Below are 13,600 nucleotides of genomic sequence, written 5' to 3' on the forward strand. Positions count from 1 at the left end.
CGTTGGGGGACGTCAGCCGGACTCGGGCCGCCAGCTCTGCAGCACCGACGTGAACTGCCGCTGCGTGGTGGCCCAGTCCTTCTCCGGCGACGACATGTAGATCGCGTACTCGGTGCCCTCGCGGGAGCGGTACGTCTCCTCGATCGCGTGCCGCGGCCCGGGGAACGGGGTGTCCTTGGCCAGCGCCCTCCAGGTGTACTCCCACAGGGAGCCGGCCCGGTCGCGGAAGGTGTTGGCCTCGAGGGTCACCCTGCGGTAGTCGGCCAGCCGGCCCAACTGCTCCTCGAGGTCGAGCTGGTGGTCGTGCGCGGTCGGGAAGTCGGGCGAGTCGTCGACCGCGATGCGCAGGAAGTGCTTGCCGCCGTCGGGGGTGTAGTCGACCTGGTGCAGGGCCGGGCCGGACTCCTGGCGCTTCCAGTCGGCGCCGGGCAGGGCGACGCTGAAGCCGTACGGGTCGTTCACGCGCACCCACCCGTCCGGCAGGTCGCCCGCCGGTTCGGCGCTGCCCGAGGCGGACGGGCGGGGCGTGGGCGAGGCCGGGGCCGAGGTGGACGCCGACGCGGACGAGGACGCGCCGGCGTCCGGCCGGCCGCGCCCGTCCCACTTCTGCAGCACCACCGCGGTGCCGCCGCCGATGAGCGCGGCGAGCACCACCACGAGCGCGAGGGTGCGCAGCCCGCGCCGCCGGGGCGGGGCCGCGGTGCCGGCGTGGCCGTGGGGGGCGGGGTGCCCGGGCACCGGTCCGACCGTCGTGGGCGTGGTCACCGGCTGGTACTGCGCGGTGGCCGCCGTCCCCGGGCCGGGCCGGCCGGCGGTGTCCGGGTGGCCGGGGTGCCGCTGGGTGGGCACGTACGCCTGGGCGGTGGCCGGGCGGCGCCCCTCCGCGGCCTCGGCGAGCATGTGCTCGGCGGCGGAGGCGTCCGGGCGGGTGGCCGGGTCCTTGCGCAGCAGCGCGGTGATGACCGGGGCGAGCGGGCCGGCGTACCGCGGGTCGCGGGGTTCCTCGTCGACGACCGCCTGCATGGTGCTCAGCGGCGAGGTCCGGCGGAACGGCGAGAGGCCCTCGACCGCCGTGTAGAGGGTGGCGCCGAGCGCCCACAGGTCGGAGGCGGGGCCCGGGTCGTGGCCGCGGACGCGCTCGGGGGCCAGGTAGTCGACCGAGCCGACGACCTCACCGGTGCGGGTGATGGTCGTGTCGCCCTCTATCTGGGCTATGCCGAAGTCGGTGAGCAGGACCCGGCCGTCCTGGCCGAGCAGGACGTTGCCGGGCTTGACGTCGCGGTGCAGCACCCCGGCGGCGTGCGCCGCGCGCAGGGCGCGCAGCACCCACAGGCCGATCCGGGCGGCCTCCGCGGGCTCCACCCGGCCGCGCTCCTTGACCGCGTCGGCCAGCGACTGCCCCTCGACCAGCTCCATCACGATCCAGGGGCGGCCGTCGTGTTCGAGCACGTCGTGGACGGTGACGACGGCCGAGTGGTTGATGCGCGCCGCCGCGCGGGCCTCGGCCCGGGTGCGCGCCAAGAGGACCGGCTGCTCGCTCTCGGACACGTAGAGCGCGGCGGTCAACTCCTTGATGGCCACGGCGCGGTGCAGCACCTCGTCGTGTGCGCGCCACACCCGGCCCATGCCACCGCTGCCGATGGCGTCGACGAGCCGGTAGCGGCCCGCGAGGAGCAGGCCCTGCATCTGATTCACGTTTCCCCGCAATGGTCTTGACAGGGTCAGAGTAAGGACCGGCCCCCTCGCAGGGAACCGGCGGGGTCCCACGGAGACCGCACTGTGACGGTTGTCGCTTTCCGTGACAGGCGGCAACCAGGGGACGCGCGGGGACCCGGCCGGGGCCCGGCCTGTGTCCAGCCGGCGTCCAGCCGGTTTTCCGCCAAAGTCCTGCCCCTGTTCAGCCGGAGTTACGGCCCTGATCCGCCCCGCGTTCAGCCGGTGTAGCGGTACGTCGCCGAGGCCTGCTCGAACACCCGGCTCACCTCGTCGCGCTGCGCCTCCGGTCCCCGTACCTGCACCACGTGGTAGCGGCCGCCGATCAGGACGGCCAGATTGCGCACGAACAGCCGCCGTCCGGACGCGTCGGTCCAGGTGAACTGCCCCTCGGCCATGGTGCGTCCGCCCACCTGGATGGTTCTCAGACCGGAGGAGGTCGCCCAGCTGGAGTCGCGGTAGCCCTGCAACTCGGCCTCCTTCTCCCGCTGGTAGACCATCGGGTCGCCGCCGAACGCGCCGGCGCCGTCCCGTCCGACCACCACGAGCAGCTCGAAGTCGCCGTGGGAGTACACCACCTGGCGCCGGTCGTTGGGCGGGGTGCGGGTCCAGCCCTTGGCCACCGCGACCTGGAAGCCGGCGGAGTCCGTGCGCAGGGCGAAGCCGGAACCGGTGCTCTGCGTCCCGGCCGAACCGGCCGTACCGCCCGGTGCCGTGGGGGCGTCGCCGCTGCCGGGCGTGCCGTGTCCGGCGCCGGGCGTGCCGTCGCCGCTGCCGGGCGTGCCGCTCGCCCGGCCGGAGTCGCCGCCCGGCTCGGCCGGGGCCGGGCCGGCCTCGCCGGCGGTTCTCGTGCGGTCGCCGCCCGGGCCGCCGCCGCGGGCGTCCGACTTGGGCATGAAGAGCACGGCGTACGCCACCGCCGCGGCCAGCAGGAGCAGGACGAGCAGCAGCAGGGTGCGGCCCAGGCTGCGCGGCGAACGGGTCTGCCGCCGGGCCCGCTTGTGCCGTCCGTGCGGCGCGGGCAGCCCGGCGCGCCGTCTGCGTACCAGCTCGCCGCGGCGGCGCACGATCGGCAGCCGGCTGGGGTCGGCGGGCGGGGCGGCGACCACGTGCGCGCCGGCCTCCGGCTCGGGCGCGGACCGCACCAGTGAGCGCAGCCAGCCGCTCAGTTCCTCGAAGTCCGGGCGCTCGGTGGGATCCTGACGCAGCAGCGACTCCACGACCGGCCGCAGCGGCCCGCACTCCTCCGCGAAGGCGGGCGGCTCGGCGCACACCATCTGCACCAGCTCGGCCGTCGACTCCTCCGGGTAGGGCGCGTGCCCCTGCACGGCCCGGAACAGCAGCGCGCCCAGCGCCCACAGGTCGGTGGCGGGGCCGATGGGCGCGGCCAGCTGCCAGTTGTCGTGCACGGGTCCGGCCTGCTCGGGCGCCCACCGCTCGGTCACCGGCCCCACCACGGTCATCCGGGCCTGGCGCGCCCGCTCGGCGGCCAGCGCGGTGGCGGGTCCCCGCCGCGGGGCCGCACCGGCGGCGAGGTCGTCCCAGCGGGCGGGGGACACGGACCCGGGGGTGGATCCGGGGGTGGGTCCGGGGGCGGATCCGGAGGCGGGTCCGGGGGCTGATCCGGGGAACGGTCCCGGGCCGGGCGCCGGGTCGTAAGGGGGCGTGGGGGCGGGGCCGACGGCGGGGGTGAGGCCGTGGCCGCCCGCCGGAAGTGCCCTGGGCCGCGCGCCCGCGTTGCCCGTTCCGTTGCCGGCGGCACCGCCCGCGGAGCGGGGCGCTCCGTCGGCGGTGGTGCCGTTCCACGGGCCGGTGCCGACGCCGTAGGGGTCGGCGATCTGTCCGGGAGGCCGGCTGCCGGGCCGCTGCTCCCGGCCGGCCACCACGCCGTACGGCCGCTCGCCGGTGCCCTCGAAGGGGTCGCCGTCCTCGGCGGGCGGCCGGGCGCCGGGCAGCGCGGCGCGCGCGCCCTGCTGGGCCTCCTGCACCCGGGCAGCCGCCCGCGCGCCCGCACGGTAGGCGGCGATGGCCCCGGCGCGCGCGGCCCTGATGTCCTCTCCGGCGGCCGGGGTGCGCGGCGCGGGCGCCCCCGGCCTTCCCGGGGTTCCCGGCGCCCCGGCCGGGTCCGCCGCGCCGGGCGCGGTGCCGGGCAGGGGCAGCGCCCCGGCCGCCCGGGCCTCGATCGCGGCCCGCCGTGCGGCCTCGGGGTCTTCGGGGGCCCGTCCGGCGCCCACGGGACCGCCCGCGCCCAGCGCGAGCCCGGACCCGCCGGTGAGGCCGCCCCCGGGACCGCTCCCGACGCCGCCGAGGCCGGCCCGGCCGTTGTCGGGCCCGCCCCGGCCCTCATACAGGCCTGCGGCCGGGCCGCCACCGGGACCCTCCGGCGCCCGGCCGGCCCCGGGCTCGCCCGCACCGGTTCCGGTACCGGGCTCACCCGCGCCGATTGCGGTGCCGGTTGCGGTGCCGGTTGCGGTGCCGTCCGGCGCTGGCACCGGGTCGTATCCGCACAGCGCCTCCTCGGCGGCGCCGACCGCGAGGCCCGTGAGCATCACCCGGCCGTCGTCGCAGACGAGGACGGTGCGGGGGGTGAGGTTGCGGTGCACCCAGCCGTGGGCGTGCAGCACCCGCAGGGCCATGAGGAGGTCGGAGGCGACCTCGGCCGCCCGGTACGGCGTCAGCGGCTTCTCGGCGAGCAGCGCCGCCAGGGGCCGTGCGGCGACGAGTTCGCTGACGATCCACAGCGAACCGCCCTCCGCGAACACGTCGAAGACCTGGTCGAGGCGCGGGTGGTCGGGGATGCGCGCGGCGGCCTGGGCGGCCTCGAGCGCCCGCCGCACCGCCGGGTCGGAGGGCCGCCGGGTCGCCGCCGCACGGTCCCCGCGCGCCGGCCGCCCCGTCCGCCCGTACGCGGTCTGCCCGTACCCCGCCGGTCCCGTGCGGGCCGGGGCCCGGCGGGCGGAGCCGTCCCGCGCGGTGAAGCCCTCGGGCAGCCCGTCCGCGTCGAGCACCTCGGCCTCGACGACCTCCGGCAACGGCACCTGGCGGACCAGGACTTCCTGCCCGCTGTAGGTGTCGAAGGCGCGGCTCTCGGTGAGTTCGTACTCGTCGGAGGGCGGCAGCGGCAGGCGGTAGCGGTCGGCGAGGACCCGCCCCGCATAGTCGTCCACGTTGCCTCCCCCGGCCGCACGGTCGGTCAAATCCGTTCGCCACGCGTCCCGTTCCCGATGCTTACGGTCCGCAACCACTCACGATACGTGCCGGAGGCAACCCGCAAAGAGGGGATGCGAGATCTGGTGCTTCAAACCGGGACGGCCCCGGGTCAGGACTTCGGCCGGAAGGTCTTCGTCAGCGTCCGCCAGGTGTTCCTGCGCAGGTCGCTGTCCCAGTCGTCGGCCCGCGCGGTGTACATCAGGGCGTATCCGAGGTGGCCGTTGACCACGAAGCCCCGGTCGACGGTGCGGTACTTGGTCCCGCCGTCGACGTAGGTGAACTCCCAGTCGGCCGCGTTCCAGCCGCGGTAGTCCACCTTCTCTATGCGGATGCGGTGGTACTGCGAGCGGACCATGTAGTTCTCCTGGTTGCGCCAGTCGGCGACCGGGTCGCCCTTGGGCGTGGAGGTCCAGGCGACCAGCAGTTTCTGGCCCTGGGGTCCGGTGAAGCGCACCCCGGCGTCGTCGGTGCTCGCGTACTTCCAGCCCTTGGGCAGCCCGATGGTGAACCCCTGGGCGCTCCGGTACGTCGTGGCCGCGCCGTCGTCCCCGGAACCGGAACCGGAGTCCGAACCGGAGCCGGAGCCGGAACCCGGGCCGGAGCCGGAGTCGTCGCCCTCCTCGCCGGTGCCGCCGCCCTGGGCGGGCGCGCCGCCCGGACCCGCCGCCGCGCCCTGGGAGCCGGTCTGCTTGCCTCCGGTGGCGCCGCCCGCGGAGGTGTCCTCCTTCGTCGAGGCGCTCGCGGACGGCCCGGCGGTGGCGGCGCCACGGCCGGAACCGCCGCCGTTCTTCGCGCCCTTGTCGTCCCCGCCGAGCGTCAGGGCGAGGACGGTGCCGAGCACGGCGAGCACCACGACCACCGCGATGATCACCAGGGTGCGCCGGGGCACCACGTCGGTGAGCGGCGCCCTGGGCACGGGCCGCGGCGGCAGGTCCAGGTCCGGCGGCGGCACCACGGGCCAGCCGGAACCGGTCCGGCCGCCCTTCGCACCCGTACCCGTACCGGTCCCGGTGGTGCGGGTGGTGCCGGTGGTGCCGGTCCCGGCCGTCCCGGCACCGGAGGTGCCCGGCGCGGCGGGCGCCGCGCTCCCGGTGCCGCCGGCACCGTCCTGCTTCCGGTCGGCCGTCGTCGAGGGCCGCTCACCGGCCGGCGGCGGCACGGAGGGCGCGGACGTCGCGGAGGACGCAGTGGCGGCGGTGCTCGCCGGGCCGGCGGACGCCGGCAGCGAACCGGTTTTGCCGCCCGAGGTCCTGGTGCGCGCCGCGACCGCCGAGGTGGCCGCGCCCGCCGCCACGGCGGCCCTGCGCACCGAGCGCAGCGCCCCGCGCAGCCGCTCGGCGGCCTCCTCGCCCTTCCTGGGGCCCGGCGCACCGCCCTTGCCCCCGGGCGCGTCGGGCTGCGCGGGCAGCGGGACGACCCTGGTCGCGTCGGCCGGCGGCTCCGGCTCGCCCTGCTTCGGCGCGGGCGCGTGGACGACGGCGTCGAGCATCGCGCGGGCGCCCGCGTCGTCGAGCCGCTTGTCCGGGTCCTTGTTGAGCAGGCCGTAGATGACGTCCCGGAGCGGGCCGGCGTTCTTCGGCTCCTCCAGCGGTTCGGTCATCACGGCGGTGAGGGTGGCGATCGCCGACCCCTTGTCGTACGGCGGGGCGCCCTCGACGGAGGCGTACAGCAGGCCGCCGAGGGACCACAGGTCGGCCGCCGGGCCGGGCTTGTGGCCGCGGGCCCGCTCCGGCGAGATGTAGGAGGGGGCGCCGACGAGCATGCCGGTCGAGGTGATGGACGGGTCGCCCTCGACCTGGGCGATGCCGAAGTCGGTGAGCACGACGCGGCCGTCCTCGGCGATGAGCACGTTGGACGGCTTCACGTCGCGGTGGAGGATGCCCTGGCGGTGGGCCGAGCGCAGCACGTCGAGGACCGCGAGCCCGACCTCGGCCGCCCGCCTCGGCTCCAGCACGCCGTCCTCACGGATGACCTCGGCGAGGGACTTGCCCTCGACGAGCTCCATGACGATCCACGGGCGGTCGTCCTCGTCGACCACGTCGAACACGGTCACCGCGCTGGTGTTGCGGATCCGCGCGATCGCCTTGGCCTCGCGCAGGGTGCGCGTGATCAGGCGGCGCTTCTCGTCCTCGTCGATGTTCGACGGGAAGCGCAGCTCCTTGACGGCGACCGTGCGGCCGAGGGTTTCGTCCTCCGCCCGCCACACCGTGCCCATGCCACCGCGGCCGAGCACGTCCCCCAACCGGTAGCGCCCGGCGAGAAGACGCTCGCTCCGGTCCCGGAGAGTGTCCTGACGAGTGTCCTGACGGGATGTCCCCGCCCGCTCCGCCTCCGACATGCGTCCCCTCATGCAACCCGCCCTGACAGAGGCTCCATTGTCCCTCACGCGACAAGTGCTCGACGCCCAGGGTGCCCCTGGGGACGTACGCGCCGGGAGTGAACGACGCGCTGCGTGCGGCGGCATGACGGGCCGTGACAAACGCGCGGCGACGGCGGCCGACGCTCCGGGACACATCCTCCCTTAACGGTCCGGTCCCGGGATCCGGGACTGTTACAAGGGCACGATGTCCGGCGCGCCCAGCCGGGCCGCGTCGGCGGTCAGGTCGTCGGGCTGGCGCTGCGACTCCCGCTCGGCCTCGACGCGCTTGTCGTAGTGCTCGACCTCGCGCTCGATCTGGTCCTTGTCCCAGCCCAGCACCGGCGCCATCAGCTCGGCGGCGTCCCGGGCGCTGAGCGTGCCCCGGTCGAAGGTCTCTATGGATATGCGGGTGCGGCGGGTGAGCACGTCGTCCAGGTGCCGGGCGCCCTCGTGCGAGGCGGCGTACACGATCTCCGCGCGCAGGTAGTCGTCGGCCGCCGGAAGGGGCGCCGCCAGGGCGGGGTCGGCGGCGATGAGGGCGAGGATCTCCTGGGTCGCCGAGCCGTACCGGTTCAGCAGGTGTTCCACGCGCACCACGTGCAGGCCGGTGTCGACGGCGATGCGCGCCCGCGCGTTCCACAGCGCCCGGTAGCCCTCGGCGCCGTACAGCGGTATGTCCTCGGTGACGCAGTCGGCGACCCGCATGTCCAGGCCGTGCACCGCCTCGTCGACGGCATCCTTGGCCATCACCCGGTACGTGGTGTACTTGCCGCCCGCGACGACCACCAGGCCCGGCACCGGATGGGCCACGGTGTGCTCGCGCGACAGCTTGCTGGTGGCGTCGGACTCGCCGGCCAGCAGCGGCCTGAGTCCCGCGTACACGCCCTCCACGTCGTCGCGGGTGAGCGGGACCGCGAGCACCGAGTTGACGTGCTCCAGCAGGTAGTCGATGTCGGCGCTGGAGGCGGCCGGGTGGGCCTTGTCCAGGTCCCATTCGGTGTCGGTGGTGCCGACGATCCAGTGCCGGCCCCAGGGGATGACGAACAGCACGGACTTCTCGGTGCGCAGGATCAGCCCGGTGGTGGAGTTGATGCGGTCCTTGGGGACGACGAGGTGGATGCCCTTGGACGCCCGGACGTGGAACTGGCCGCGCTCGCCCACCATCGCCTGGGTGTCGTCGGTCCACACGCCGGTGGCGTTGACGACCTGCCTGGCCCGGACCTCGTACTCGCCGCCGCCCTCGACGTCCCGCACCCGCGCGCCGACCACGCGCTCGCCCTCGCGCAGGAAGCCGGTGACCCGGGCCCGGTTGGCGGCCTTCGCCCCGTACGACACGGCGGTGCGCACCAGGGTGGCCACGAAGCGGGCGTCGTCCATCTGGGCGTCGTAGTACTGAAGGGCGCCGACCAGGGCGTCCTTCCTCAGGCAGGGGGCGACGCGCAGGGCGTGACGGCGGGTCAGATGGCGGTGCAGGGGCAGGCCCCGGCCGTGCCCGCGGGCCATCGCCATGAGGTCGTAGAGGGCGACGCCCGCACCGGCGTACAACCGCTCCCAGCCCTTGTGCCGCAACGGGTAGAGGAACGGCACCGGCCTGACCAGGTGGGGTGCGATGCGCTCCAGCAGCAGCCCCCGTTCCTTGAGGGCCTCCCGCACGAGTGCGAAGTCGAGCATCTCCAGATAGCGCAGCCCGCCGTGTATCAGCTTGCTGGAGCGGCTCGACGTGCCCGACGCCCAGTCGCGGGCCTCGACGATCCCGGTGGTCAGACCGCGCGTGACGGCGTCCAGGGCCGTGCCCGCGCCGACCACGCCGCCGCCCACGACCAGGATGTCCAGCTCACGCTCGGCCATTCCCGCCAGTGACTCGGCGCGCTGCGCCGGCCCCAGTGTCGCTGTCCTCACCGCTGCCTCCCGCTGTCGGTCGCACCGGCCGCACCCGTCGGGCGAAGCCCGTTCTCGTCCCTCCCCTGTCCCCCCTCATCCGTCCCATGCCCAAATTCTGACCGGCTTGCCCGCCTTCAGCCACCAGTCGCCCCCAGCCTGTGGACAACTCCTCCCGGTTGACCGAGAAACACGCTGGTCAATCCCACAAAACGGTCATATTTACTCCTAGTCTGACATTGCAACTCGCTCGTCCTGTCCACAGGACTTGCGTGCCTGCCATGCCTCGGTTATTGGGAAGGACGGCCCACGCCATGCCCGCAGATCTCGCCGTCATCGGACTCGGTCCTTACGGCCTGCCCCTGGCGCAGGCCGCCGTCGCCGCCGGCATTCCCACCCTCGGGTACCGGACCGGCGACGAGTCCGGCTCCCTCAGCCCCGCCGAACTGCGCCGGATGCTCTCGGGGGGCTTCCGGCCGGCCACCAGCCCGGCCGAGCTCGGCCGGGTGCGCACGGCGGTGATCTGCGCGCCGACCCCGCGCGGCGCCGACGGCGGCCTCGACCTCGGCCAGGTCGAGGCCGCCGCCCGCGCCCTGGCCGAGCGGCTGCGCCCGCACACCACCGTGATCCTGGAGTCCCCCGTGCATCCCGGCACCACGGAGGACTTCCTGCTCCCGCTGCTGGAGAAGGGCTCGGGCCTGCGCGCGGGCCGCGACTTCCACCTCGCCTACTCGCCCAGCCGCGTCGACCCCGGCAACCGCGAGTTCACCCCGGCCAACACGCCCAAGGTGATCGGCGGTCTGACCCCGGCCTGCACCGAGTCGGCCGCCGCCTTCTACGGCCGGATCACCGACAAGGTGGTCCGCGCACGGGGACTGCGGGAGGCCGAGACGGTCCAGCTGCTGGAGACCAACTACCGGCACGTCAACATCGCCCTGGTCAACGAGATGGCCGTGCTCTGCCACGACCTGGGCGTCGACCTGTGGGACGTGGTGCGCTGCGCCGAGACCAAGCCGTTCGGCTTCCAGGCGTTCCGCCCCGGACCCGGCGTCGGCGGCCACGGCCTCGGCCAGGACCTCTCCGGCCCCAGGAGCCACGGACTGCGCATGGTGGAACTGGCCCAGCAGGTCAACAGCCGCATGCCCCGCTACGTCGTGCAGCGCGCCGCGACCCTGCTCAACGAGCACGGCAAGTCGGCCCGGGCGGCCCGCGTGCTGCTGCTCGGCGTCACCTACAAACCCGACCTCGCGGACCTGGAGGGCACCCCCGCCGAGGAGATCGCCGTCCGGTTGATGGGCCTGGGCGCCTCCGTCAGCTACCACGACCCGCTCGTGCCCGCCTGGAGCGTCCTGGACCGTCCCGTGCCGCGCGCGGACTCCCTGTACGAGGCGGTGGCCGACGCCGACCTGACCATCCTGCTCCAGCACCACCGCACGTACGACCTGCAGGGCCTGTCGGTGAAGGCCCAGCTCCTCCTCGACACCCGCGGCGCGGCACCCACAGGGGCGGCGCATCGGCTGTGACGGGGGCGCGCGGGAGCGCCGGGGCCGGGACTGGTGGCACCGGAAGCGCGGCGCGGGTACCTTACGAGGCGGGTTTGCGAAACGCCAAAGGGCCCGGCCGCTCGCCTTCGCGAGTGGCCGGGCCCCTGGGTGAGCGCCGGGCGGCTACCGCTTGTGCTGGGCGTCCGCCACCGTCACCTCGACCCGCTGGAACTCCTTGAGCTCGCTGTAGCCCGTGGTGGCCATCGCGCGGCGCAGCGCGCCGAAGAAGTTCATCGAGCCGTCGGGGGTGTGGGAGGGGCCGGTGAGGACCTCCTCGATGGTGCCGACCGTGCCGAGGTCGACCTTCCGGCCGCGCGGCAGCTCCCCGTTGACGGCCTCCATGCCCCAGTGGTGGCCCTTTCCGGGCGCGTCCGTGGCACGGGCCAGCGGGGAGCCCATCATCACCGCGTCCGCGCCGCAGGCGATCGCCTTGGGCAGGTCGCCGGACCAGCCGACGCCGCCGTCCGCGATCACGTGCACGTACCGGCCGCCGGACTCGTCCATGTAGTCACGGCGGGCCGCGGCCACGTCGGCGACCGCGGTGGCCATCGGCACCTGGATGCCCAGCACGTTGCGCGTGGTGTGCGCGGCGCCGCCGCCGAACCCGACCAGCACGCCGGCCGCGCCGGTGCGCATCAGGTGCAGGGCCGCGGTGTAGGTGGCGCAGCCGCCGACGATGACCGGGACGTCGAGTTCGTAGATGAACTGCTTGAGGTTCAGCGGCTCGTGCGAGGACGACACGTGCTCGGCGGAGACCGTCGTACCGCGGATGACGAAGATGTCCACGCCCGCGTCCACGACCGCCTTGGAGAACTGCGCGGTGCGCTGCGGCGAGAGCGCGGCGGCGGTGACCACGCCGGACTCGCGCACCTCCTTGATGCGCGCGCCGATCAGCTCCTCCTTGATGGGGGCCGCGTAGACCTCCTGGAGGCGGCGGGTGGCGGCCTCGGTGGGCAGCTCGGCGATCTCGTCGAGCAGCGGCTGCGGGTCCTCGTACCGGGTCCACAGGCCCTCGAGGTTGAGCACGCCCAGGCCGCCGAGCTCGCCGATGCGGATGGCGGTGGCCGGGGAGACGACCGAGTCCATGGGAGCGGCCAGGAAGGGCAGCTCGAAGCGGTAGGCGTCGATCTGCCAGGCGATCGAGACCTCCTTCGGGTCCCGCGTACGGCGGCTGGGGACGACCGCGATGTCGTCGAAGGCGTACGCCCGGCGGCCGCGCTTGCCGCGCCCGATTTCGATCTCCGTCACGTCTGTGGCCTTTCCCTGATGCGTTGCGGCGTCTTCCAGTATCGCCGACACCCATGCCGAGGGCGGCCCCGGACCGTTCCGGGGCCGCCCTGGGACGTGCTCCGCCGCGCGCTACGCGCGCGTGCGCGTCACTTGCTGCTGTAGTTCGGCGCCTCGACCGTCATCTGGATGTCGTGCGGGTGGCTCTCCTTCAGGCCCGCCGAGGTGATCCGGACGAAGCGGCCCTTGGACTCCATCTCCTCGATGGTGGCCGCGCCCACGTAGCCCATGGTCTGCCGCAGGCCGCCGACGAGCTGGTGCAGCACGTTGGCCAGCGGGCCGCGGTAGGGCACCTGGCCCTCGACGCCCTCGGGCACGAGCTTGTCGTCGGAGGCGACCTCGGCCTGGAAGTAGCGGTCCTTGGAGTACGACCTCGCCTGGCCGCGGGACTGCATCGCGCCGAGCGAGCCCATGCCGCGGTACGACTTGAACTGCTTGCCGTTGATGAAGAGCAGCTCGCCGGGCGACTCCTCGCAGCCCGCGAGGAGGCTGCCCAGCATGACCGTGTCCGCGCCGGCGGCCAGCGCCTTGCCGATGTCGCCGGAGTACTGCAGGCCGCCGTCGCCGATCAGCGGGACACCGGCCGGGCGGGCCGCGAGGGAGGCCTCGTAGATGGCGGTGACCTGCGGGACGCCGATGCCGGCGACCACGCGCGTGGTGCAGATCGAACCGGGGCCGACGCCCACCTTGATGCCGTCCACACCGGCGTCGATCAGGGCCTGCGCGCCGTCGCGGGTGGCGACGTTGCCGCCGATCACGTCGACGGAGACGCTCGACTTGATCTTCGACATCCAGCTCAGGGCGTTGCTGTTGTGGCCGTGCGAGGTGTCGACGACCAGGAAGTCCACTCCCGCCTCGGCGAGCGCCTGGGCGCGCTCCAGGGCCTCGGGGCTGGCGCCCACCGCGGCGCCGACGAGCAGCCGGCCCTCGGCGTCCTTGGCCGCGTTCGGGTACTGCTCGGCCTTGACGAAGTCCTTGACCGTGATCAGGCCCTTGAGGATGCCCGCGTCGTCGACCAGGGGCAGCTTCTCGATCTTGTGGCGGCGCAGCAGTTGCATGGCGTCCACGCCGGAGATGCCGACCTTGCCGGTGACCAGCGGCATCGGCGTCATGACCTCGCTGACCCGGCGGGAGCGGTCGGGCTCGAAGGCCATGTCGCGGTTGGTGACGATGCCGAGCAGCTTGCCGGCCGGGTCCGTGACCGGGACGCCGCTGATGCGGAACTTGGCGCACAGCGCGTCGGCCTCGGCGAGCGTCGCCTCCGGGTGCACCGTGATCGGGTCGGTGACCATGCCGGACTCGGACCGCTTGACCAGGTCGACCTGGTTCACCTGGTCCTCGATCGACAGATTGCGGTGCAGCACGCCCACGCCGCCCAGACGGGCCATGGCGATCGCCATGCGGGACTCGGTCACCTTGTCCATCGCCGCGGACAGCAGCGGGATGTTGACCCGGACGTTGCGGGAGATGCGGGACGAGGTGTCGACCGCGTTGGGCAGCACCTCGGATGCGCCCGGCAGGAGCAGCACGTCGTCGTAGGTCAGCCCGAGTGTCGCGAATTTCTCGGGCACTCCGTCGACGTTGGCAGTCATGACACCTTCCCCAAATG

At 74.4% G+C, this 13,600-nt stretch carries 7 protein-coding genes; 1 reads left to right on the plus strand and 6 read right to left on the minus strand.

From position 1 onward, the window contains the following. Window positions 1-12: 12 nt before the first annotated feature. The 4 genes from ACI2LW_RS02410 to ACI2LW_RS02425 all read right to left on the minus strand — a co-directional run bounded on the left by ACI2LW_RS02410 (window position 13) and on the right by ACI2LW_RS02425 (window position 9,181). A complete protein-coding gene (locus ACI2LW_RS02410) occupies window positions 13-1,686 on the minus strand; it encodes a protein kinase (protein WP_404729505.1) in 1,674 nt (557 codons plus the stop codon). Window positions 1,687-1,931: 245 nt separating this feature from the next. Further along, window positions 1,932-4,880: a protein kinase gene (locus tag ACI2LW_RS02415; RefSeq protein WP_404729243.1), complete on the minus strand. Its 2,949-nt coding sequence runs from the start codon at window positions 4,878-4,880 to the stop codon at window positions 1,932-1,934. Window positions 4,881-5,032: 152 nt separating this feature from the next. After that, window positions 5,033-7,261 carry a serine/threonine-protein kinase gene (locus ACI2LW_RS02420; RefSeq protein WP_404729244.1) on the minus strand — a complete coding sequence of 743 codons (2,229 nt, stop codon included), beginning with the start codon at window positions 7,259-7,261 and terminating at the stop codon, window positions 5,033-5,035. Window positions 7,262-7,474: 213 nt separating this feature from the next. After that, window positions 7,475-9,181: a glycerol-3-phosphate dehydrogenase/oxidase gene (locus ACI2LW_RS02425; RefSeq protein WP_404729245.1), complete on the minus strand. Its 1,707-nt coding sequence runs from the start codon at window positions 9,179-9,181 to the stop codon at window positions 7,475-7,477. A gap of 293 nt (window positions 9,182-9,474) precedes the next feature. On the opposite strand from ACI2LW_RS02425, the gene ACI2LW_RS02430 reads away from it, so the two are divergent. Further along, window positions 9,475-10,683: a nucleotide sugar dehydrogenase gene (locus ACI2LW_RS02430; protein WP_404729246.1), complete on the plus strand. Its 1,209-nt coding sequence runs from the start codon at window positions 9,475-9,477 to the stop codon at window positions 10,681-10,683. 144 nt (window positions 10,684-10,827) lie between these two features. Here ACI2LW_RS02430 and ACI2LW_RS02435 read toward each other — a convergent pair whose 3' ends face one another. Next, window positions 10,828-11,952, minus strand: coding sequence for a GuaB3 family IMP dehydrogenase-related protein (locus ACI2LW_RS02435; protein ID WP_404729247.1), 1,125 nt, complete (start codon window positions 11,950-11,952; stop codon window positions 10,828-10,830). 128 nt (window positions 11,953-12,080) lie between these two features. Continuing rightward, window positions 12,081-13,583 (minus strand): IMP dehydrogenase, encoded by a 1,503-nt coding sequence (gene guaB / locus ACI2LW_RS02440; protein WP_404729248.1) that lies wholly within the window; start codon window positions 13,581-13,583, stop codon window positions 12,081-12,083. Window positions 13,584-13,600: the final 17 nt, after the last annotated feature.

The organism is Streptomyces sp. NPDC004065, from assembly GCF_044903565.1.
Taxonomy (GTDB): Bacteria; Actinomycetota; Actinomycetes; order Streptomycetales; family Streptomycetaceae; genus Streptomyces.